16 protein-coding genes and 1 pseudogene are annotated in these 24113 nt (G+C 43.5%); 14 read left to right on the top strand and 3 right to left on the bottom strand.

Annotated features, from left to right (window positions below; translation table 11 throughout):
• Positions 1–38: 38 nt before the first annotated feature.
• A pseudogene (locus A0739_RS04260) lies at positions 39–450 on the bottom strand (EamA family transporter).
• Between the two features lie 215 nt (positions 451–665).
• On the opposite strand from A0739_RS04260, the gene glmS reads away from it, so the two are divergent.
• Both glmS and A0739_RS04250 read left to right on the top strand, forming a co-directional pair.
• Positions 666–2474 carry a glutamine--fructose-6-phosphate transaminase (isomerizing) gene (gene glmS, locus A0739_RS04255; RefSeq protein WP_061587180.1) on the top strand — a complete coding sequence of 603 codons (1809 nt, stop codon included), beginning with the start codon at positions 666–668 and terminating at the stop codon, positions 2472–2474.
• 100 nt (positions 2475–2574) lie between these two features.
• Complete coding sequence (locus A0739_RS04250; RefSeq protein ID WP_061587179.1) at positions 2575–3108, top strand: hypothetical protein; 534 nt, start codon at positions 2575–2577, stop codon at positions 3106–3108.
• A gap of 242 nt (positions 3109–3350) precedes the next feature.
• Here the strand turns inward: A0739_RS04250 and A0739_RS04245 are convergent, their stop codons facing one another.
• A complete protein-coding gene (locus tag A0739_RS04245; protein WP_061587178.1) occupies positions 3351–7067 on the bottom strand; it encodes a pullulanase in 3717 nt (1238 codons plus the stop codon).
• A gap of 442 nt (positions 7068–7509) precedes the next feature.
• Between A0739_RS04245 and rpoB the strand changes: the two genes are divergently transcribed.
• The 10 genes from rpoB (at position 7510) to A0739_RS04195 (ending at position 21089) form a co-directional block, all read left to right on the top strand.
• Entirely contained in the window at positions 7510–11121 is a 3612-nt protein-coding gene (gene rpoB / locus A0739_RS04240; protein WP_061587177.1) for a DNA-directed RNA polymerase subunit beta, read from the top strand.
• A gap of 32 nt (positions 11122–11153) precedes the next feature.
• Positions 11154–14819, top strand: coding sequence for a DNA-directed RNA polymerase subunit beta' (rpoC, locus tag A0739_RS04235; protein ID WP_049489471.1), 3666 nt, complete (start codon positions 11154–11156; stop codon positions 14817–14819).
• 110 nt (positions 14820–14929) lie between these two features.
• Positions 14930–15349, top strand: coding sequence for a nucleoside-diphosphate kinase (ndk, locus tag A0739_RS04230; protein ID WP_049489472.1), 420 nt, complete (start codon positions 14930–14932; stop codon positions 15347–15349).
• Between the two features lie 134 nt (positions 15350–15483).
• On the top strand, positions 15484–16107 hold the full coding sequence (locus A0739_RS10610) for a hypothetical protein (protein ID WP_061587275.1): 624 nt from the start codon (positions 15484–15486) through the stop codon (positions 16105–16107).
• 83 nt (positions 16108–16190) lie between these two features.
• Positions 16191–16634: a tRNA (adenosine(37)-N6)-threonylcarbamoyltransferase complex ATPase subunit type 1 TsaE gene (gene tsaE / locus A0739_RS04220; protein ID WP_061587176.1), complete on the top strand. Its 444-nt coding sequence runs from the start codon at positions 16191–16193 to the stop codon at positions 16632–16634.
• Positions 16624–17145: a GNAT family N-acetyltransferase gene (locus tag A0739_RS04215; RefSeq protein ID WP_061587175.1), complete on the top strand. Its 522-nt coding sequence runs from the start codon at positions 16624–16626 to the stop codon at positions 17143–17145. The genes tsaE and A0739_RS04215 overlap by 11 nt, the downstream gene beginning before the upstream one ends.
• A 4-nt stretch (positions 17146–17149) precedes the next feature.
• Complete coding sequence (lytR, locus tag A0739_RS04210; RefSeq protein ID WP_000592174.1) at positions 17150–18190, top strand: glycopolymer--peptidoglycan transferase LytR; 1041 nt, start codon at positions 17150–17152, stop codon at positions 18188–18190.
• A gap of 72 nt (positions 18191–18262) precedes the next feature.
• Positions 18263–19519: a competence/damage-inducible protein A gene (locus tag A0739_RS04205; protein WP_061587174.1), complete on the top strand. Its 1257-nt coding sequence runs from the start codon at positions 18263–18265 to the stop codon at positions 19517–19519.
• Between the two features lie 54 nt (positions 19520–19573).
• Positions 19574–20725 carry a recombinase RecA gene (gene recA, locus A0739_RS04200; protein ID WP_042902934.1) on the top strand — a complete coding sequence of 384 codons (1152 nt, stop codon included), beginning with the start codon at positions 19574–19576 and terminating at the stop codon, positions 20723–20725.
• 169 nt (positions 20726–20894) lie between these two features.
• On the top strand, positions 20895–21089 hold the full coding sequence (locus A0739_RS04195; protein ID WP_000415528.1) for a PspC domain-containing protein: 195 nt from the start codon (positions 20895–20897) through the stop codon (positions 21087–21089).
• Between the two features lie 131 nt (positions 21090–21220).
• Here A0739_RS04195 and A0739_RS04190 read toward each other — a convergent pair whose 3' ends face one another.
• Positions 21221–21775, bottom strand: a complete 555-nt coding sequence (locus tag A0739_RS04190; RefSeq protein WP_000060284.1) for a GNAT family N-acetyltransferase — start codon at positions 21773–21775, stop codon at positions 21221–21223.
• Positions 21776–21884: 109 nt separating this feature from the next.
• Here A0739_RS04190 and A0739_RS04185 point away from each other — a divergent pair, with 109 nt between their 5' ends.
• Positions 21885–23255, top strand: coding sequence for an MATE family efflux transporter (locus tag A0739_RS04185; protein ID WP_061587173.1), 1371 nt, complete (start codon positions 21885–21887; stop codon positions 23253–23255).
• A 96-nt stretch (positions 23256–23351) separates the two neighbouring features.
• On the top strand, positions 23352–24068 hold the full coding sequence (locus A0739_RS04180) for a YebC/PmpR family DNA-binding transcriptional regulator (RefSeq protein ID WP_000532894.1): 717 nt from the start codon (positions 23352–23354) through the stop codon (positions 24066–24068).
• Positions 24069–24113 lie beyond the last annotated feature (45 nt).

Below are 24113 nucleotides of genomic sequence, written 5' to 3'. Positions count from 1 at the left end.
GAATAAAAAGAGTGAGATGGTGTTCATCTCACTTTTTATTACAATATCATCACCAAGGTTCCGATCGTAATCAGGATACAGCCAATAATTGTTTTAAACGTCAGGACATCCTGTAGGAAGAAAAAGGCTAGAACGAGGGTAAGGACGAGACTGAATTTATCGACAGCAGATACTTCAGTCGCATTGCCCAGCTGCAAGGCCTTGTAGTAGCAGAGCCAGGAGGCGCCAGTGGCCAAGCCAGATAAGATGAGAGAGCCAACTTTTTCTACTGATAATGACAATTTCGGTCTGACTATTGGTCAAGAAAACCATGGCCCAGGCCATAAGAATGACGACGACCGTACGAATAGCGGTTGCTAGATTGGATGGAACTCCCTCAATCCCAATCTTGGCTAAGATTGACGTTAAGGCTGCAAAGATAGCTGATAAAAGTGCGAAGAAAAACCACATGGCAAATACCTCCTCTATTCATTATAAGTAATTGATGCTGACTTGTCAGGTATCAAGTGAAATCTTGATAAAATACCAGATAGAAAAACTATACCAATTTTTATTCTTGACAAGTAAGAAAAACAAGTATATACTGTTTTTGCTGATTCTGTAAAAGGGAAATCAGACTATACCAATTTAAGGGGAAAGCACAGCTGGTCTGTGTCGTATATACTATGTGTGGAATTGTTGGTGTTGTTGGAAACACAAATGCAACTGATATTTTGATTCAAGGGCTTGAAAAGCTCGAATACCGTGGCTATGATTCTGCGGGGATTTTTGTCCTAGGTGGTGCTGAAAATCATCTAGTTAAGGCTGTCGGTCGTATCGCAGAATTGTCTGCTAAGACAGCTGGCGTTGAGGGAACAACTGGTATCGGACATACGCGTTGGGCGACTCACGGGAAACCAACGGAAGATAATGCTCACCCACACCGCTCTGAGACAGGACGTTTTGTCTTGGTGCACAATGGAGTGATTGAAAACTACCTTGAAATCAAGGAAGAATACCTTGCAGGTCATCACTTCAAGGGGCAAACCGATACGGAAATCGCTGTTCACTTGATTGGGAAATTTGCAGAAGAAGATGGTTTGTCAGTTCTTGAAGCCTTCAAAAAAGCCCTTCACATCATCCGTGGGTCTTATGCCTTTGCCTTGATTGATTCACAAGATCCTGAAGTCATCTATGTCGCTAAGAACAAATCGCCACTTTTGATTGGTCTTGGGGAAGGTTATAACATGGTCTGCTCAGATGCTATGGCCATGATTCGTGAAACCAACCAATACATGGAAATTCATGACCAAGAGTTGGTAATCGTCAAGGCTGATAGTGTTGAAGTTCAAGACTATGATGGCAATCGCCGTGAACGTGCTAGCTATACTGCGGAGCTTGACTTGTCAGATATCGGTAAGGGGACTTATCCTTACTACATGCTCAAGGAAATTGATGAGCAACCAACGGTGATGCGTAAACTCATCCAAGCCTACACAGATGAGGCAGGTCAAGTAGTGGTTGACCCTGCTATCATTAAGGCTGTTCAAGATGCAGACCGCATTTACATCCTTGCAGCTGGAACATCGTACCACGCAGGATTTGCTTCTAAGAAAATGCTGGAAGAATTGACAGATACACCTGTTGAACTTGGAATCTCATCTGAGTGGGGCTATGGTATGCCACTTCTCAGCAAGAAACCACTCTTTATCTTTATCAGCCAGTCTGGTGAAACAGCTGATAGCCGTCAGGTTTTGGTTAAGGCTAATGAAATGGGGATTCCAAGCTTGACAGTGACAAACGTTCCAGGCTCAACTCTTTCACGTGAAGCCAACCATACAATGCTCCTTCACGCGGGTCCTGAAATTGCCGTGGCATCAACCAAGGCCTACACAGCACAAATCGCAGCTCTTGCCTTCCTTGCAAAAGCAGTCGGAGAAGCAAACGGCAATGCCAAAGCGCAAGCCTTTGACCTGGTTCATGAGTTGTCAATCGTAGCTCAGTCTATCGAATCAACCCTTTCAGAGAAAGAAACCATTGATGCCAAGGTTCGTGACCTTCTTGAAACAACTCGTAACGCTTTTTACATTGGACGTGGTCAAGATTACTACGTAGCTATGGAAGCCAGTCTCAAACTCAAAGAGATTTCTTACATCCAATGTGAAGGCTTTGCGGCAGGAGAACTCAAGCATGGAACCATTGCCTTGATTGAAGAAGGAACGCCTGTCTTGGCCCTCTTGTCAGCTCCAGTCCTTGCTAACCACACTCGTGGAAATATCCAAGAGGTCGCAGCCCGTGGTGCCAAGGTTCTCACTATCGCAGAGGAAAATGTTGCTAAAGACACAGACGATATCGTCCTTACGACTGTACACCCATACCTTTCACCAATCTCAATGGTCGTACCAACGCAATTGGTCGCTTACTTTGCAACACTCCACCGTGGCCTTGATGTGGACAAACCACGTAACCTTGCTAAGTCAGTAACAGTAGAATAAGCTAAGAAAGTCTAGTTCATCTAGACTTTTTTGCTCTCTCTTGGTATACTTGAGTGAGGAGTATTTTTGCTCGCCTTTAATTTTTTATAAGGAGAAGAAAATGAAGAAGAAAAAAAGTATTATTGCTATGCTGGTTGGTATCGTCTTGTCTAGTTCTTACTTGATACGTACGATCTTGATCCATCAGCAGAGACAAGCGAAAAAGCAAAACCTGGAACGGATTGCTGCGGTGCAAGAGACGGTTCAGTCTCAAGAACAAAAGAAAGCTGAAGAGCAGAAAGAACACTTTAAAAAGGCGTTTGAAGGTATAGATAGAACTTCCATTCAAATGAAAGACTACGATAGCCACACAAAGATTAATGCGGACTACAGTTTTGGTACCAAGGATGGAGTACACTACCTAGTAGAATTAAAAACAGGGAATAAAGTAGCTCTGGAAGGTGTGGACAAGGCCTTTCCTTTGTCTGTCAAAAATGAGGACACAAATAGTACGGAGCTTGCCCTGGTTGTCCGTAAAGACCAAGCCTGGTACATGATTGATACAAAGGGTGAGACGATTTACACTTTTGAACAAACAGAATTGACAGAAAACTCGAAGTTAACTTTGAACGATAAGGAACTGACAGTTGAGTAATTCATAGGTTTTGAAAATCCCTTCCCGATTACGCTGGCTAACGATTGATAAATATAAAAAACAACACCCCATGACTAGAAGATTCTTCTGACCATGGGGTGTTTTCTCTATAGGAGGGCTAGGTTATATTCTTTGAAAACCTCTTCAAACCAGGTCAGCTTCGCCTTCTCTACAAGCTCAAAGCACAGCTTTGAGCAGCCTGTAGCTAGCTTTCTAGTTTACTCTTTGATTTTCATTGAGTATCAGTTCTCTTTCTTGTTTTTTATCAACCATCCAAGTCCGAGAAGGGCAAGGATGCTGAATCCAGCAAGGGCAAGAAGGGATTTGTTCTCAGTACCTGTGTTTGGAAGGACCTTCTGAGAAAGAGTCTCTGTAGCAGTTTCTTGAGAGTCAGGATTTGCTACTAGGTTTTGGGCTTGGTCTTGTTCTGATTCAACTTCCAAGCTAGAAAGATCAAATTCTGGTTTTTCTTCCACAGCTGGGGCGACAATAGCACCACCTTGAGACAAGCGGAGAACAACGGCAGTGAGAGCGTTCAATTTCAAGCCTTTTTCAGTCCATTCGAGACCTTGAGGTTTAGCGATTCCTACTGGTCCAGCTTGATTTTCATCTGCCAGGACTTCAGCTTTTCTCAAGTGGGCAAAGGCAGTTCCTAGAGTAAATTCACGAGCCTTATCATCTGCATTGACAAAGACAGCGTAGACATCACCGTTTGGAGCAGTGATTTGGTAGCCGATGGTCACATCTTCTTTTTCAACGCCATTTTGTCCTGGAACAGTAATGAGGTGGACGCGCTCTTTGATGTCTGGCAGACTCTTGAGTCGGAAGGCGTCTGTAGATTGACGAAGAGCGATCAATCCTTTCATATAGTTACGGCTCTTGACATTTTCAGGGAAGGCTTTGCCATCTGTTGCCTTGGTCCAATCGAATTTGTTGACAGCATCACTAGAGTCGTAAGAGTCATGGATAAAGTAAGGATAGACAAATGGCTTGCCGTCCTTGTCACGCAACAAGTGAGACTTGTTTGGAACCTTATCTTCAGGAACAGGAGTCTTATAGGCTGGATCAAGGAATTGTTTGGTACGTCCATATTCCTGCCCAGAGTGGATAAACGGAGTTCCTTGAGCAGTCAAGACCATGAGGTTTCCAAGTCGCAAACGACGATGGATCTCAGCGTAGTTTTCAGCCTTGCTTGGGTCTTTTTTGATAGACTGGGCAATGATGTCAAAGAGGGTCAAGTTATCATGGGCTGCGATATACTGGATAACATCTCCAGGGTTGTCTGCTTCAAAGTTGGTTGGTTGGGCAATGAGATTTTTAAAGATGGTATTGATATCGCGTTTGCCACCTGTGATAAAGGCAGGTTGGCCTTCGTTTGGATAGCCAGACTTGAGGTTGTTGCGGATGTCGTCTGAAAAGACAGCGACAGTATCTGTTTTCTTCATCCAATCTTGGTCAGCAGGTTGTACAGGCGTATTTTCATCACCAGTATAGGTTCTCCAGCCTTCACCTAGCATGATAAGATTTGGATTGAGGGCGCGTGCAGCCTTGTAAGCTTCTTCGATAGAAGCCGCATCGTGGTCACCCATCATATCAAAGCGGAAACCATCTACTTTGTAGGTTTCAACCAGATACTTGATGGAGTCTACCAAGACACGTTTAGACATGTAGTGGGTAGTTCCCAAACGGCCGCCTCCGAAGCTAGTACGTGGAGTTCCGTCTGCATCCATAAAGTGATAGTAGTTTGGCTCAATATCTTCAAAAATATCAACATTTGCAGTATGGTTGTAGACCACGTCCAGGATAGCCCCCATGCCACGTTTGTGGATTTCGTTGATGAGATTTTTGAATTCTGCGATACGTTTTTCTGGATCCTTAGGATCGCTTGAGTACATACCAGTCAAGGAGAAGTAGTTTTGAGGGTCATATCCCCAGTTGTAGTTGCTGTTGCTTGAAGCGTAGGCAGACAAACGTTCATGGTTTTTCAATTCATTGACAAAGTAGTAAGACAAGACTGGAAGGAGCTGGATATGAGTCACACCCAAGTCTTTGAGATAGTCTAGTTTTTCGATAAAGGCTTCAAAGGTACCAAATGGCTTGGTCAAGTCTTTTGCGATGGCAGGATCTGAGGTGAAGTCACGAACATGGGCTTCATAGATGACAGCATCTTCGCGCGATTTGAAATTACGAATCTTTCCATAGGTCAAGTCTTGCGGACCTAACTTCGCTGGATCGACAAAGGCAGCTTTAGCGACCTTATGAGCGGCATCTGTTTTTGCTAGGTCACTGTTCCAAGCCGCTAGTGATTTGGCATAAGGATCAAGAACGAGAACGGTTTTGCCTTGGCGCTCGATTTGGTAGTGGTAGTAGTAGCCAGTGTAGTTGCTGATACCGAGACCAGAGTTTGCATCCAGAGTTTGTTTCCAGGTTCCTTTTTCTCCTTTTTCAAGGGCGATAGTTCCAACTACCTTTTCAGGGTCCTTCTTGTCATAGACAACAACGGAAACCTTATCAGCACTTGGAGACCAGAGGGTGAGATCAACACGCTTGCCATCTTCTTTTAGAGTTGCGCCGAGTGGACCGTCGTAACTGTAGGACTCATCCTTGAGGCGCCAGCTTGAACGTGTGGTAAAGCGGTCTGAATTGTAGCTGACAGTGTACGGGTGTTGAGTGTCAGAGAAGTCGCCGATATAGGTCGCTTTTTTACCTGCCTCATCCACTTCCACGTCTGTGATAGCTACTTTATTCCCTTGGTAATCAGTGATGCTGGAGTGTTTGAGGATATCGTCTTTCTTAGCTCCAACTAGGGTAGAAAAACTGCTTTCGATACGAGATTTAGCCACATGTTGGGCTCCAGTCATACGGATATCATGGACATAGTAGGGGTTAGTGTAGATGGTTTCGTCATCATCCTTGAGGAAAATCTGACTGTGATTTTTTAGATCCGTGAATTTGTAATCCTCTTTTCGGATTTTCACATCATCGCCTTTCTTGCTTTCGTCTAGTAATAAAAATCCAAATTCTCTCGCAGCTTCATTGAGTGGGATATCAATGTAACGGCCATGTTTTCCAGTTGCGGTAAAGTCAGTACCGTCAGGCCATTCTCCACTGCTTGGGTTCTTGACATCGCCCCAATACCAGAGAGATTTTTTGTCATAGTTCCCGTCGGTACGGTAGTAGTTGACACGAATGGTTCCTGCTGGTTGAGGGCGATAATTGTATACCTTGTAGTTTTCATCTAGCCAGGCCTCATTCATTTTTGGAGAGAGGCGCTCTACCGAACGGTCTCCCGTCAGGTTATCCCCCTTGGTATTGTTGATGAGGAAGCTGACTTTCTTGGCTTGCACATTTTTGAGTTTGACATCTAGGTAATAACCGTAGTCATCTTTCTTGGCATCCTTAAAGGACTTGGCTCCATTGGGCCAGTTTTCAGACGGTTTTTCAACATCGTCCCAAGTCCAAAGACCTTGAGAATCTTTGTTTTCTTCAGGGAGTTTTTTTACATGGATGCGGAAGTGGTTGTCTGCGATGGGCTCTTCAGAAGATGTGTCAGCTTGTGGTTTTTGATCTGATGTTGGCGTCGAAGTGCTGGCATTTACTTTCTCTCTCTTGCTGTTAGCTTGGCTTGTAGTAGCATTTTCTGTTTTAGGTGTTTCTGGTGCGGTAGTAGTTTCCACAGATGGAGCTTCTTTTTTAGCGTTCAGGGAAGCGTTTGCATTCTTTTGTTCAGAAATAGGCGTTTCCGTTTGAGTTTGACTCGTTTCAGTCTCAGTAGGAGCCTTAGCCACAGCGATAGTATTTTCCTGAGTTTGAGGAAGGTTTTCGTTGGCTGAAATAGTTGGCATTGTAGCAGAAAGCAAGACAATGCTAGCACCAATAAGGACAGAACCAGTTCCGTTCTTCAAGGAACGGATACCATAAATCATTTTTTTCTCAGTTTGAGATGGGATCTTTTTCATCACAATTCTCCTTGTGTAGTTGTTTCCTAACAGTATAGCACGAGGTAAACATTAGTGCAAGCGTTTTCCTAGCTTTTAAGAGAAAATAGAATGCTTCATTCTCTTGAAATTTTAAAATAATATATAGGAAAAGATTGTTTAAAAAATAGTAAAAAAACCTTGAAAAATCTAGCTAAATAAGGTATAATATGAATAATCATTTGTCGTAGGTTTTGTCTGAAATATTGTCCAGACAAGGCTCACAGCAGTTAAATCTTCTGAAAAAGTCAGATTTAGCTGCTCTTTTTGTGCTTTTTTTCAGGTTTTTGAGTGCTTGTAACAAAGATTTAAAGATTCTGAAAATTTATCAAAGGGACATGGTGATAGGGGTTTTAAAAACCATATGACGATTAGAAAAGCCTGATTGATAAGGCTTGGAATTTATTTACAAAGGAGAATCATCTTGGCAGGACATGACGTTCAATACGGGAAACATCGTACCCGTCGTAGTTTTTCAAGAATCAAAGAAGTTCTTGACTTACCAAATTTGATTGAAATTCAAACGGATTCATTCAAAGATTTCCTAGATCACGGTCTTAAGGAAGTATTTGAAGATGTATTGCCAATTTCAAACTTCACAGACACGATGGAGTTGGAATTTGTTGGCTATGAAATCAAGGAACCAAAATACACGCTAGAAGAAGCTCGTATCCACGATGCTAGCTACTCAGCACCCATTTTTGTAACCTTCCGCTTGATCAATAAAGAAACAGGCGAAATCAAGACCCAAGAAGTCTTCTTTGGTGATTTCCCAATCATGACCGAAATGGGTACTTTCATCATCAATGGTGGTGAACGTATTATCGTTTCTCAGTTGGTCCGCTCACCAGGTGTTTACTTTAATGACAAAGTAGACAAGAACGGTAAAGTGGGCTACGGTTCTACTGTTATCCCTAACCGTGGAGCTTGGTTGGAACTTGAAAGCGACTCAAAAGACATCGCTTATACTCGTATCGACCGTACTCGTAAGATTCCATTTACGACCTTGGTTCGTGCGCTTGGTTTCTCTGGTGATGATGAAATCTTTGATATCTTTGGTGACAGCGAATTGGTTCGCAACACTATTGAAAAAGATATCCACAAGAATCCAATGGACTCTCGTACAGACGAAGCCTTGAAAGAAATCTACGAACGCCTTCGTCCAGGTGAGCCTAAGACTGCTGAAAGCTCACGTAGCTTGCTTGTAGCACGTTTCTTTGACCCACGCCGCTACGATTTGGCAGCTGTTGGTCGTTACAAGATCAATAAAAAACTCAACGTTAAAACACGCTTGCTCAACCAAACCATTGCGGAGCCATTGGTAGACCCTGAAACTGGTGAAATCTTGGTAGAAGCTGGTACCGTTATGACTCGTAGCGTGATCGAAAGTATCGAGAGTCACTTGGATGGCGACTTGAACAAGATCGTTTATATTCCGAACGATGCAGCTGTTTTGACAGAACCAGTTGTCCTTCAAAAATTCAAGGTTGTTGCCCCAACGGATCCAGACCGTGTTGTAACCATCATCGGAAACGCCAATCCAGACGACAAGGTTCGTGTTGTAACTCCTGCGGATATCCTTGCAGAGATGAGCTACTTCCTTAACTTGGCAGAAGGTATCGGACGTGTGGATGATATCGACCACCTTGGAAACCGTCGTATCCGTGCAGTTGGTGAATTGCTTGCCAACCAAGTACGTCTTGGACTTTCTCGTATGGAACGTAATGTCCGTGAACGTATGTCTGTTCAGGACAATGAAGTTTTAACACCACAACAAATCATCAACATCCGTCCTGTAACAGCTGCAGTTAAAGAATTCTTTGGTTCATCACAGTTGTCACAGTTCATGGACCAACACAACCCGCTTTCTGAGTTGTCTCACAAACGCCGTTTGTCAGCCTTAGGACCTGGTGGTTTGACACGTGACCGTGCAGGATATGAAGTACGTGACGTGCACTATACTCACTATGGCCGTATGTGTCCAATCGAGACACCTGAAGGACCTAACATCGGTTTGATCAATAACTTGTCATCATACGGACACTTGAACAAGTATGGCTTTGTTCAAACACCATACCGTAAGGTTGACCGTGAAACAGGTGTTGTGACCAATGAAATCGTTTGGTTGACAGCCGATGAAGAAGATGAATTTACTGTAGCGCAGGCTAACTCTCGCCTCAACGAAGACGGTACTTTTGCTGAGAAAGTTGTCATGGGACGTCACCAAGGTGTCAACCAGGAGTATCCAGCAGAAGTGGTTGACTACATGGACGTGTCACCAAAACAAGTAGTTGCCGTTGCGACAGCATGTATTCCTTTCTTGGAAAACGATGACTCCAACCGTGCCCTCATGGGTGCCAACATGCAACGTCAGGCTGTGCCTTTGATTGATCCAAAAGCACCTTACGTTGGTACTGGTATGGAATACCAAGCAGCTCATGACTCAGGTGCAGCTGTGATTGCTCAGCATGGTGGTAAAGTTACTTACGCTGATGCTGACAAGGTAGAAGTACGCCGTGAAGATAACTCACTTGATGTTTACCACATCCAAAAATTCCGTCGTTCTAACTCAGGTACTGCCTACAACCAACGTACGCTCGTAAAAGTCGGCGATGTTGTTGAAAAAGGCGACTTTATCGCTGATGGACCTTCTATGGAAAAAGGTGAAATGGCGCTTGGACAAAACCCAATCGTTGCCTACATGACTTGGGAAGGTTACAACTTCGAGGATGCCGTTATCATGAGCGAACGCTTGGTCAAAGACGATGTCTACACATCTGTCCACCTCGAAGAATATGAATCAGAAACACGCGATACAAAGCTTGGGCCTGAAGAAATTACTCGTGAAATTCCAAACGTTGGTGAAGATGCTCTTAAAGACCTTGACGAAATGGGAATTATCCGTATCGGTGCTGAGGTTAAAGAAGGCGATATCCTTGTAGGTAAAGTAACACCTAAGGGTGAAAAAGACCTTTCAGCTGAAGAACGTCTCTTGCACGCTATCTTCGGAGACAAGTCTCGTGAAGTTCGTGACACTTCTCTTCGTGTACCTCACGGTGCCGATGGTGTCGTTCGTGATGTTAAGATCTTTACACGTGCAAATGGAGATGAGTTGCAATCAGGTGTTAACATGCTGGTTCGCGTCTACATCGCTCAAAAACGTAAGATCAAGGTTGGAGATAAGATGGCCGGACGTCACGGAAACAAAGGGGTTGTCTCTCGTATCGTTCCTGTAGAAGACATGCCTTACCTTCCAGACGGAACTCCAGTCGACATCATGTTGAACCCGCTTGGGGTACCATCACGTATGAATATCGGTCAGGTTATGGAGCTCCACCTTGGTATGGCAGCCCGTACTCTTGGTATCCACATCGCAACACCAGTCTTTGACGGAGCAAGTTCGGAAGACCTTTGGGACACTGTTAAAGAAGCAGGTATGGACAGCGATGCTAAGACAATCCTTTACGATGGACGTACAGGTGAGCCGTTTGATAACCGTGTATCAGTTGGTGTCATGTACATGATCAAACTCCACCACATGGTTGATGATAAATTGCACGCGCGTTCAGTCGGACCATACTCAACCGTTACCCAACAACCACTCGGAGGTAAAGCTCAGTTTGGTGGACAACGTTTCGGTGAGATGGAGGTTTGGGCTCTTGAAGCCTACGGTGCGTCAAATGTTCTCCAAGAAATCTTGACTTACAAGTCTGACGATATCAACGGACGTTTGAAAGCTTATGAAGCCATTACAAAAGGAAAACCAATTCCAAAACCAGGTGTTCCAGAATCCTTCCGAGTTCTTGTAAAAGAATTGCAATCTCTTGGTCTTGACATGCGTGTCCTTGACGAAGACGACCAAGAAGTGGAACTTCGTGACTTGGATGAAGGAATGGACGAAGATGTCATCCACGTAGATGACCTTGAAAAAGCCCGCGAAAAAGCGGCCCAAGAGGCTAAAGCAGCCTTTGAAGCTGAAGAAGCTGAGAAAGCAACAAAAGCGGAAGCAACAGAAGAAGCTGCTGAACAAGAATAAGCAGTTCACTTAGAATAGAAAGGGAAGAAATAGTGGTTGATGTAAATCGTTTTAAAAGTATGCAAATCACCCTAGCTTCTCCAAGCAAAGTCCGTTCATGGTCTTATGGAGAAGTCAAAAAACCTGAAACAATCAATTACCGTACCTTGAAACCAGAACGTGAAGGACTCTTTGACGAAGTCATCTTTGGTCCTACAAAAGACTGGGAATGTGCTTGTGGTAAGTACAAACGCATTCGTTACAGAGGGATTGTTTGTGACCGCTGTGGGGTTGAAGTAACGCGTACGAAAGTTCGTCGTGAGCGTATGGGGCACATCGAGTTGAAAGCTCCAGTATCTCACATCTGGTATTTCAAGGGGATTCCAAGTCGTATGGGCTTGACCCTTGATATGAGCCCTCGTGCCCTCGAGGAAGTGATCTACTTTGCGGCTTATGTGGTGATTGATCCTAAGGATACACCACTTGAGCACAAGTCTATCATGACAGAGCGCGAATACCGTGAGCGCTTGCGTGAGTATGGTTATGGATCATTCGTTGCCAAGATGGGTGCCGAAGCCATCCAAGACCTTTTGAAACAAGTAGATCTTGAAAAAGAAATTGCTGAACTCAAAGAAGAGTTGAAAACAGCTACTGGACAAAAACGTGTCAAAGCCATCCGCCGTTTGGATGTTTTGGATGCCTTTTACAAGTCTGGAAATAAACCTGAATGGATGATTCTCAACATTCTTCCAGTTATTCCACCAGATCTTCGTCCAATGTTGCAGTTGGATGGTGGCCGTTTTGCCTCATCTGACTTGAACGACCTTTACCGCCGTGTTATCAACCGTAACAACCGTTTGGCTCGTTTGCTTGAGTTGAATGCACCAGGTATCATCGTTCAAAATGAGAAGCGTATGCTTCAAGAAGCGGTTGATGCTTTGATTGACAATGGTCGTCGTGGTCGTCCAATCACAGGACCGGGTAGCCGTCCACTCAAATCATTGAGCCACATGCTTAAAGGTAAACAAGGACGTTTCCGTCAAAACTTGCTCGGTAAACGTGTTGACTTCTCAGGTCGTTCCGTTATCGCCGTTGGTCCAACTCTTAAGATGTACCAATGTGGTGTACCACGCGAAATGGCGATTGAGCTCTTTAAACCATTCGTCATGCGCGAAATCGTTGCCCGTGACATCGTGCAAAACGTTAAGGCAGCTAAACGCTTGGTGGAACGTGGAGACGAACGTATCTGGGATATCCTCGAAGAAGTGATCAAAGAACACCCAGTTCTTTTGAACCGCGCACCGACCCTTCACCGTTTGGGTATCCAAGCCTTCGAGCCAGTCTTGATTGATGGTAAGGCCCTTCGCTTACACCCGCTTGTCTGTGAAGCCTACAATGCCGACTTTGACGGGGACCAAATGGCCATCCACGTACCGCTTTCAGAAGAAGCCCAAGCAGAAGCTCGTATCCTCATGCTAGCTGCTGAACACATCTTGAACCCGAAAGACGGTAAACCAGTTGTTACTCCATCTCAGGACATGGTTTTGGGTAACTACTACTTGACCATGGAAGAAGCTGGTCGTGAAGGTGAAGGAATGGTCTTCAAAGACCGTGACGAAGCGGTTATGGCTTATCGTAATGGTTATGTTCACCTCCACTCACGTGTTGGTATTGCAACAGACAGCCTCAACAAACCTTGGACTGAAGAACAAAAACACAAGGTCTTGCTGACAACAGTTGGTAAAATCCTCTTCAATGACATCATGCCAGAGGGTCTGCCTTACTTGCAAGAACCAACAAATGCTAACTTAACAGAAGGTGTACCAGCTAAATACTTCTTGCCACTAGGTGGAGATATCAAGGAAGCCATTCGCAATCTTGAACTCAACCCTCCATTCAAGAAGAAAAATCTTGGAAATATCATCGCTGAAATCTTCAAACGTTTCCGTACGACAGAAACTTCTGCCCTACTTGACCGCATGAAGAATCTCGGATACCACCACTCAACTCTTGCAGGTTTGACAGTGGGTATTGCCGATATTCCAGTTGTTGAAGACAAGGCTGAAATCATCGAAGAATCACACAAACGTGTAGAACAAATCACCAAACAATTCCGTCGTGGTATGATCACAGACGACGAGCGCTACAACGCTGTTACAGCTGAATGGCGTGCAGCCCGTGAAAAATTGGAGAAACGTTTGGTTGCCAACCAAGATCCTAAGAACCCAATCGTTATGATGATGGACTCTGGAGCCCGTGGTAACATCTCAAACTTCTCACAGCTTGCCGGTATGCGTGGTCTGATGGCCGCTCCGAATGGACGTATCATGGAATTGCCAATCCTTTCAAACTTCCGCGAAGGTTTGTCAGTACTCGAAATGTTCTTCTCAACTCACGGTGCCCGTAAAGGTATGACCGATACGGCCCTTAAGACAGCCGACTCAGGTTACTTGACTCGTCGTTTGGTTGACGTTGCCCAAGACGTTATCATCCGTGAGGACGACTGTGGAACAGACCGTGGTCTCTTGATCCGTTCTATCGCAGAAGGAAAAGAGATGATCGAGTCTCTCGAAGAACGCCTCAACGGTCGTTACACTAAGAAAACTGTTAAACATCCAGAAACTGGTGCAGTGATCATCGGTCCAAATGAGTTGATTACAGAAGACAAGGCGCGTGAAATTGTTAATGCTGGTGTGGAAGAAGTGACTATCCGCTCTGTATTTACATGTAACACTCGTCATGGTGTCTGCCGTCACTGTTACGGTATCAACTTGGCGACTGGTGATGCGGTTGAAGTTGGTGAAGCAGTTGGTACAATCGCTGCCCAATCTATCGGGGAACCTGGTACACAGCTTACCATGCGTACCTTCCACACGGGTGGAGTTGCCTCAAATACCGATATCACTCAGGGTCTTCCTCGTGTCCAAGAAATCTTTGAAGCCCGCAATCCTAAAGGGGAAGCGGTCATCACAGAAGTCAAAGGGCAAGTTACAGCTATCGAAGAAGATGCTTCAACTCGTACTAAGAAAGTCTTTGTTAAGGGTGAAACCGGCGAAGGTGAGTACGTGGTTCCATTTACAGCCCGTATGCGTGTCGAAGTTGGAGACCAAGTCTCTCGCGGTGCGGCATTGACAGAAGGTTCTATCCAACCAAAACGTCTCCTTGCTGTTCGTGATGTCTTGTCAGTTGAAACTTACCTTCTCGGTGAAGTACAAAAAGTTTACCGTAGCCAAGGGGTAGAAATCGGTGACAAACACATCGAGGTAATGGTTCGTCAAATGATCCGTAAAGTTCGTGTCATGGATCCAGGTGACACAGACCTTCTTATGGGTACCCTCATGGACATCAACGACTTTACAGATGCTAACAAGGATGTTCTTATCGCAGGTGGAGTTCCAGCGACTGGTCGCCCAGTTCTTATGGGAATCACCAAAGCCTCACTTGAAACAAATAGTTTCTTGTCAGCGGCTTCCTTCCAGGAAACAACCCGTGTCCTTACTGATGCGGCCATCCGTGGTAAGAAAGACCATCTCCTTGGACTCAAGGAAAATGTTATCATCGGTAAGATCATCCCAGCTGGTACTGGTATGGCTCGCTACCGTAACCTTGAACCACAAGCCATCAATGAAGCAGAATATCTGGCTCCAGAACAAGAAGAGGCAGAACTTGCTCCTGTAGAGGAAGTTGTGGAAATCCAAGTTGAAGAAACAGTAGAATAAAAGCAAACAAGAGAACCCACAGGTTCTCTTTGCTTTATTTCAGAAAATTTTCCCACTTTTTCATAAAGTATGGTAGAATAGAAGAACTAAAATGCCAAGGAGGTGTCCATATGGAACAAACATTCTTTATCATTAAGCCAGATGGTGTGAAAAGAGGGCTGGTTGGTCAGGTTCTGAAAAGAATTGAGGAGCGTGGTTTCAAAATCGAAAAATTAGAGTTGCGTTCAGCAGTTTCAGAAGATTTGATTGACCAGCACTATCAAGACTTGGTTGAAAAAAGTTTTTATCCTCCTATCCGTCAGTTTATGACCTCAGGACCAGTAGTGGTGGGCATTCTATCAGGTCCGAAAGTGATTGAAACTTGGCGGACCATGATGGGGGCTACTCGTCCAGAAGAAGCTCTGCCAGGAACTATCCGAGGAGATTTTGCCAAGGCTGCAGGAGACAATCAAGCCATTCAAAATGTAGTTCACGGCTCCGATTCTGAAGCTTCTGCAAAACGTGAAATTGCTCTCTGGTTTAAGGATTAGACTGGTAAAAGAACAGTTCTGTGCACAAGAGAGCTGTTTTTTGGTCAGTTGAGCACAAAAAATGGACACTTGAGGCGGAAGCTATCATTTCAAACTCCTCACAAGGTATAATCCCATATAGGGAGGGAAAAGAAATGGTAAAATCAATTCGCCTATTGTTGTTGATTGCAGTCATCCAGATTAGTTTTAGTAGTTGTCTATTATGGAAAGAATCCTTTTTATCTTTAAAACAGAGCAATGCTTATTTTTTGATTTTGATAGTAGGAATTTCTGTTCTGTGTGCTGGGATTAATTATTTCCATACAGCAGACCAGTCTAGGCATAGTATTTTACATGTTCGAAAGAAAGTGAGTCTGGTTTATTGCCTCCTTTTAGTAGTCAATCTTCTGGCGACCTGTCTGGTTCTCTCAGAAAGCATCCAAACCACTAGCAAATTGCAGCAGGAATTGGTTGACCTCTTTTTACCCTCCTTCTTTTTCTTGCTAGGAGTAGATCTATTGATTTTCTTACCTTTTGATAAAATTTTTCGCGATATAGAAAATCGCCTAAATAAAAAGAAAACAGTCGTCATTTCCGTTCTAGCTACGATGGTTTTCTTGAGGAATCCCTTAGTGATTTCCTCGATTTTCCTTTATATCAGTGTCGGTTTTCTATGTGCACGTTTCCTTTTTCCCAAATGTATCCAAAGGGAAATCTCCTTTTATGGACACCTGATTCGGGATATCTTGTTTGTTTTTTCAATAGTTGTATTCTTTTAAGTAGAGGAGAATTTTTCAAAATTGTTATAGTAAGTCTATAAAGAAAATTCACACAAAAGAAAACTTTTTGGTATAATAGTAGCATGCACACAAAAAATGAAGAAGAGCTTCTAGCTCTCGGAGAAAGATTAGGCCATTTGCTTCAAAAAGACGATGTTCTGATCTTGACTGGAGAGTTGGGTGCGGGTAAAACAACCTTTACAAAAGGCCTTGCCAAGGGCTTGGATATCCGTCAGATGATTAAAAGTCCAACCTATACCATTGTCAGAGAGTACGAAGGGCGTTGGCCACTTTACCACTTGGATGTCTACCGTATCGAAGGTGATGCTGATTCTATTGACTTGGATGAGTTTCTCTTTGGTGGCGGTGTGACTGTTATTGAGTGGGGGCATCTTTTGGGTGAAGATTTACCAGATTCTTACTTGGAGTTGGAAATTTTGAAAGAAGCTGATGGTCGTTGTCTTCATTTTACAGCTCATGGCTCTCGGGCTGAACAACTCATCAAGGAGCTTCAAGATGGAGTATGAGTTGTGTATTCGTGAGGCAGAGATTTCAGATGCTACAGCCTTAATTGCATTTTTAGATTGTGTCGGTCAAGAGACAGATTTTACCAGCTTGGATGAAAATGGTATTATGATGACAGCTTCTGAAATGGCTCTTTTTATCGAAAAACAAGCTGCATCAGAGAATCAAATTACTCTCCTCGCCTTACTGAATGATGAGATTGCAGGAGTCTTAAATATCACAGCGGACCAACATTTAAGAGTTCGACATATCGGTGATGTTTTTCTAGCAGTTCGCAGGAAATTCTGGAACCAAGGCTTGGCAACTATACTTCTAGAAGAAGGCATCGAGTGGGCTAAAGCCAGTGGTGTATTGCGTCGTTTGCAACTTAGTGTACAAAAACGAAACGAGGCTGCGATTCACCTCTATTCAAAAATGGGATTTATCACAGAAGGCTTACAAGAAAGAGGAGCCTATTTAGCAGAAGGGATATTTTTAGATGTTTGTCTTATGGGCAAGCTGATAAATGAATAACGAGATGATTAAAAAATTAATTGGAATGGTGCTAGGTTTCCTAGCAGTAACAGTTTTAGGTGTAGCGGTTTATGGCTATACCATCTACCAACAGGGAACAGAAACCCTTAGTAAAAAGACTTACAAAAAAATCGGGGAAGAAACCAACGTTATCGAAGCGACGGAGCCTCTGACCATCCTCTTGATGGGGGTAGATACGGGAAATGTGGAACGTACAGATCCGTGGGCGGGAAATAGTGATTCTATGATTCTCCTGACGGTTAATCCCAAAACAAAGAAAACCACAATGATGAGTTTGGAACGGGATATTTTGACCAAGATTGAGACTGGAAACGGTCAAGTTCAGGAAGCTAAACTCAATGCGGCCTATGCTAATGGTGGTGCGGAACTTGCAATTTCTACTATTCAAAAGATGATGAATATCCACATTGACCGCTATGTGATGGTTAACATGCAGGGGCTTCAACAATTGGTGGATGCGGTTGGTGGAATTACCGTCAACAATACACTCGGTTTCCCAATTTCGATTGCTGACCAAGAAGAGTTTAATAAGATTTCTATCGGTGTTGGAGAACAAACTTTGAATGGTGAGGAAGCTCTGGTGTATTCACGGATGCGTTACCAAGACCCAGAGGGAGACTATGGTCGTCAAAAACGTCAACGTGAAGTCATTCAAAAAATCGTTGAGAAGGTTTTGAGCCTAAACAGTGTGAGTCATTATCAAGGCATCCTCAAAGCTTTGAGTGATAACATGCAGACCAATGTGGACTTGTCAGCTAAGAGCATTCCACAATTGCTTGGCTATCAAGATTCTTTCAAGAATATCGAAACGCATCAATTGCGTGGGGAAGATGCTGAGCTACAGGGAATTTCTTATCAGATTGTCACTTCAGAACATATGCTCGAGATGCAAAATCTCTTGCGTCGTTCACTAGGTAAAGAGCCAGTGACAGAATTGGAAACCAATGCGGTACTGTACGAAACAGCCTTTGGTCGGACAGCACCTTCAACCAGTACTAACGCTTCAAACGAAGAAGCAGAATAAGAAAAGAATCAAATCGTGGGAAATTTCCTGCGATTTTTTCAAAAAAATTCGAATAGATAAGTAGGAGGAAACATGAAAGCAGAAATTATTGCTGTCGGAACAGAAATTTTAACAGGGCAGATTGTCAATACCAATGCTCAGTTTTTATCAGAGAAACTAGCCGAAATTGGGGTAGACGTCTACTTCCAAACAGCTGTTGGAGATAATGAAGCTCGTCTTTTGTCCTTGCTTGAGATTGCGAGTCAACGTAGCAATCTTGTGATTTTGACAGGAGGCTTGGGACCAACTGAGGATGATTTGACCAAACAAACTCTGGCAAGATTTTTAGGAAAAGATCTAGTGTTTGACCCTCAAGCGCAAGAGAAGCTGGATATTTTCTTTGCTCATAGACCTGACTATGCTCGGACACCGAATAATGAGCGTCAAGCCCAAATTGTAGAAGGGGCAACTCCACTGCCAAATGAGACAGGTTTAGCAGTAGGAGGGGTGTCGGAAGTGGATGACGTAACCTACGTGGTCCTTCCAGGACCGCCAAGTGAGTTGAAACCTATGGTCTTAAATCAACTCTTGCCCAAGCTGATGACAGGTACCAAACTGTATTCCCGAGTGCTCCGTTTCTTTGGAATTGGTGAGAGTCAGTTGGTGACCATTTTGGCGGATTTGATTGACCATCAAACAGATCCGACTTTGGCGCCTTATGCCAAGACGGGAGAAGTGACCTTACGCTTGTCTACAAAAGCAGTCAGTCAAGAAAAGGCTGATCAAGCACTGGATATCTTAGAAAATCAAATCTTGAGTCGCCAAACTTTCGAGGGAATTTCTCTACGAGACATCTGTTATGGATATGGGGAAGAAACCAGCCTCGCAAGTGTTGTTGTAGAAGAACTAAAGAAGAGACAGAAAAGCATTACTGCAGCAGAAAGCTTGACGGCAGGTCTCTTTCAAGCGACATTAGCAGACTTTTCGGGCGTTTCAGCAATCTTTAATGGCGGTTTTGTCACTTACAGCCTAGAAGAAAAGTCTAAGATGTTGGATATTTCCGAGCAAGAGCTAAAAGAACACGGGGTTGTTTCTGAGTTTACGGCTCGAAAAATGGCAGAGCAGGCACGGATCAAGACTCAGTCTGACTACGGAGTTAGTTTGACGGGTGTGGCAGGGCCAGATAGCCTAGAGGGGCATCCAGCTGGTACAGTTTTTATTGGACTGACACATGCAAAAGGGACAGAGGTGATCAAGGCCAATATAGCAGGACGGAGTCGAGCAGATGTTCGACATATTGCGGTCATGCATGCCTTTAACCTAGTTCGCAAGGCTTTATTAAGTGACTAAATTTTGGTATAATGAAAGATAGGTCTAAGGACCAGTAGAATATAGGAGAACAAAATGGCGAAAAAACCAACAAAAAAATTAGATGAAATTGGGAAAAAATTTGGAGCTGACCGTGAAAAAGCATTGAACGATGCTCTTAAATTGATTGAGAAAGACTTTGGTAAAGGCTCAATCATGCGCTTGGGTGAGCGCGCGGAGCAAAAAGTTCAAGTGATGAGCTCAGGCTCATTGGCTCTGGACATTGCTCTTGGTTCAGGTGGTTATCCTAAAGGACGTATCATCGAAATCTATGGACCAGAATCATCTGGTAAGACAACGGTTGCCCTTCACGCTGTTGCGCAAGCACAGAAAGAAGGTGGTATTGCAGCCTTTATCGATGCGGAACATGCTCTTGACCCAGCCTATGCTGCAGCCCTTGGTGTGAACATTGATGAATTGCTCTTGTCACAACCAGACTCAGGAGAGCAAGGTCTTGAAATTGCTGGAAAATTGATTGACTCAGGTGCAGTTGACCTTGTTGTTATTGACTCAGTTGCGGCCCTTGTACCTCGTGCAGAAATTGATGGAGATATTGGAGACAGCCACGTTGGTTTGCAAGCTCGTATGATGAGCCAGGCCATGCGTAAACTTGGTGCTTCTATCAATAAAACCAAAACAATTGCCATCTTTATCAACCAGTTGCGTGAAAAAGTTGGGGTTATGTTTGGAAATCCAGAAACAACACCTGGTGGGCGTGCTTTGAAATTCTACGCTTCAGTCCGTTTGGATGTTCGTGGAAGTACGCAAATCAAGGGAACTGGTGACCAAAAAGATACCAATGTCGGTAAGGAAACCAAGATCAAGGTCGTGAAAAACAAGGTGGCTCCACCATTTAAGGAAGCCTTTGTTGAAATAATGTACGGAGAAGGGATTTCTAAAACTGGTGAGCTCTTGAAGATCGCAAGTGATCTCGATATCATCCAAAAAGCGGGAGCATGGTACTCTTACAAGGGTGAAAAAATCGGACAAGGATCTGAAAATGCTAAGAAATACTTGGCGGATCACCCAGAAATCTTTGATGCCATTGACCACCAAGTCCGTGTTCAATATGGCTTGATTGAGGATGAAGAAGGGACAGCTCCTATCTCTGTTGCAGAAGATCTAGCACCTAACCAAGAAGTAACGCTTGACCTAGGCGACGGACTTGAAATCGAAATTGAAGATTAAAAATAAAAGCGGAGAAGTCTTTCTCTGCTTTTTATGTTTAATTATTAAGTCTCCATAAGCTTCAAAAGCGTAATAAAAGAGTATTTAATCAAAAAAATTAAAAAAACTGTTGCAATTTTTTTAATTTGATGATAAAATTAAATCATTCTATAAAAAGGAGACTACTATAATGGAAAAACGCCTTGTTCGTAACGTACAAGACAAAAAGATTGCTGGTGTTTGTGCAGGTATCGGTGACTACTTTAACATGGACCACACACTTGTTCGTGCACTTTGGATCATCTTCACTCTACTTGGTGGTTCTGGAATCTTAGCTTATGCTGTTCTCTACTTCCTTCTTCCAGAAGGCAATGCAGAAGCTTAAGCCATAGAGAGAATAAAAGTTTATTCTGATCAGTTGAAAATAAAAAATGCATGTAATCGTAGATTACATGCATTTTTATATGTAGCTTCTATCGAAAAAGAGAGGTTCTTCACCAGATGGATAAATCTTGTTTAATGGTCACTAAAACGACGATACTCTATATGAAAGTCGAAATAATGTTCATTTTGTAACTTTTGGAAGATGTCGCGATAGGCCTCTTCGTCAAAATAGTCGCCTCGGTAGAGAATTTCAAAACTCAAACCATCGTACTCTAGAAAAGCGTTGGCTGTTTTGAAACCATTTTGGCGATAGAAATCCATGCGGGCCTTTCTCTGCTCCAAGTTATCGCATTCTTCGTCCAATCGCTCGACTTCCAATAACATGGTTCGCTGGTAAAAATCAGTCAGCTTTTCGATGATTTCTTTTCCATATCCGTGGCTTCTCAAGTGGGGCATGATGGCAAAAAAACTGATATAGAAGGCCTTTGGATTGGAGATGGCAAAAGCAAAGCCGACAAACTCTTCTTGGTTATAAAAGGCAAAAAAGTGAGCATCTTCTCGGTCTTGATAGCGTAAAAACTCTGACAGAGGAACTCGTTCTTCCTCGGGGAATGCTTCCTTGTTTAGCTTTTCAACCTTATCCAGATCAGGAAATACATCGGTAATTAATTGACTGGTCAAACTCATAAATGACCTCCTTTTCTTGATTATAGCAAATTGTCTCTCTGTAAGCAATTGATTGCAAACTTAGTGACAGAGCCTTGTCGCTCCATTAGAAAGCTGATATAATAGCTTTATGAATAAGAAACGATCCGTGGACTTGATACATGGTCCTATTCTTCCTGCGCTGTTAAGCTTTGCCTTTCCCATCTTGCTGTCTAATATTTTCCAACAGCTCTATAATACAGCTGACGTCTTGATTGTTGGGCGATTTCTTGGTCAAGATTCCTTGGCTGCAGTAGGAGCGACAACGGCCATTTTTGACTTGATTATAGGCTTTACGCTTGGTGTTGGCAATGGCATGGGGATCGTCATTGCCCGCTATTATGGGGCTCGTAATTTTACTAAAATTAAAGAAGCAGTAGCAGCAACTTGGATTTTAGGTGCTCTTTTGAGCATTGTGGTCATGCTGATGGGATTTGTCGGTCTGTATCCACTCCTGCAATATTTAGATACCCCGGCAGAAATCCTTCCTCAATCCTATCAATATATTTCTATGATTGTGACTTGTGTAGGTGTCAGCTTTGCCTATAATCTCTTTGCAGGCTTGTTGCGGTCTATTGGTGATAGTCTAGCAGCTCTTGGCTTTCTGATTTTTTCTGCCTTGGTTAATGTGGTGCTAGATTTGTATTTTATTACGCAATTGCATCTGGGAGTTCAATCTGCGGGCCTTGCTACCATTATCTCGCAAGGCTTGTCAGCGGTTCTTTGCTTTTTCTATATCCGTAAGAGTGTTCCAGAACTGCTTCCTCAACTCAAGCATTTTAAATGGAACAAGGCCTTGTATGCGGATCTCTTGGAGCAAGGTTTGGCTATGGGTCTGATGAGTTCGATTGTGTCCATTGGTAGTGTGATTTTACAGTCTTCAGTCAATACCTTTGGAGCTGTGATTATTAGCGCCCAGACGGCGGCGCGTCGCATTATGGCCTTTGCTCTGCTTCCGATGACGGCTATTTCTTCTGCTATGACGACCTTTGCCTCTCAAAATCTCGGGGCTAAGCGCCCAGATCGCATAGTTCAAGGTCTTGGTATTGGCAGTCGCCTGAGCATGTCCTGGGCAGGTTTTATTTGTATTTTCCTCTTTTTTGCCAGTCCTAGCTTGGTTTCTTTCTTGGCCAGTTCGACAGATACCTACTTGGTAGAAAATGGTAGTCTTTACCTGCAAATCAGTTCAGTCTTTTATCCGATTTTGAGCCTTTTGCTGATTTATCGGAATTGCTTGCAGGGATTGGGGCAGAAAGTCCTTCCTCTCGTTTCCAGTTTTATAGAACTAATCGGGAAAATCGTTTTTGTGGTTTTGATTATCCCTTGGGCAGGGTATAGGGGAGTTATCCTTTGCGAACCCCTTATCTGGGTTGCCATGACCACTCAACTGTACTTCTCACTTTTCCGCCATCCCCTGATAAAAGAAGGCAAGGCAATCTTGGCAGCCAAAGGACAATCCTAGCTGGATTTGCGGAATAAAATCCATTTCCTCTAGTGAAAATCGAAAAAACTTGTGTTATAATAAGAAAGATTAAAATGTGAAAAAAGGAGATTCCTAATGGGACGTAAATGGGCCAATATCGTAGCCAAGAAAACGGCTAAAGATGGAGCTAACTCTAAAGTATATGCAAAATTTGGTGTAGAAATCTATGTAGCAGCTAAAAAAGGGGATCCAGACCCGGAATCAAACACTGCTTTGAAATTCGTTATCGATCGTGCGAAACAAGCCCAAGTGCCAAAACACGTTATCGATAAAGCGATTGATAAAGCCAAAGGAAACACAGACGAAACCTTTACAGAAGGACGTTACGAAGGTTTTGGACCAAATGGTTCTATGTTGATTGTGGATACCTTGACTTCAAACGTCAACCGTACGGCAGCCAATGTCCGTGCTGCTTTTGGTAAAAACGGCGGAAACATGGGTGCTTCAGGTTCGGTTTCTTACCTTTTTGATAACAAGGGTGTGATCGTATTTGCGGGTGAGGACGCTGATGCAGTCTTTGAGCAATTGCTCGAAGCAGATGTGGATGTGGACGATGTAGAAGCAGAAGAAGGAACAATCACGGTTTATACAGCTCCAACAGACCTTCACAAGGCTATCGTTGCCCTTCGTGAGTCTGGGATTGAAGAATTCCAAGTGACTGAATTGGAAATGATTCCTCAGTCAGAAGTGGAATTGTCAGGTGAAGACCTTGAAACCTTTGAAAAACTTTACAGTGTTCTTGAGGACGACGAAGATGTACAAAAGATCTACACAAACGTAGATGGATTCTAATAGAAAAACGAACAGTTTTACTAGCTGTTCGTTTTTTTTGATATT

The sequence above is a fragment of the Streptococcus oralis genome (assembly GCF_001588645.1).
In the GTDB taxonomy this organism is placed as follows: Bacteria; Bacillota; Bacilli; order Lactobacillales; family Streptococcaceae; genus Streptococcus; species Streptococcus oralis_AB.
Note: the sequence above shows the minus strand (reverse complement) of the source record. Positions and strands in the feature narration are given on the sequence as shown.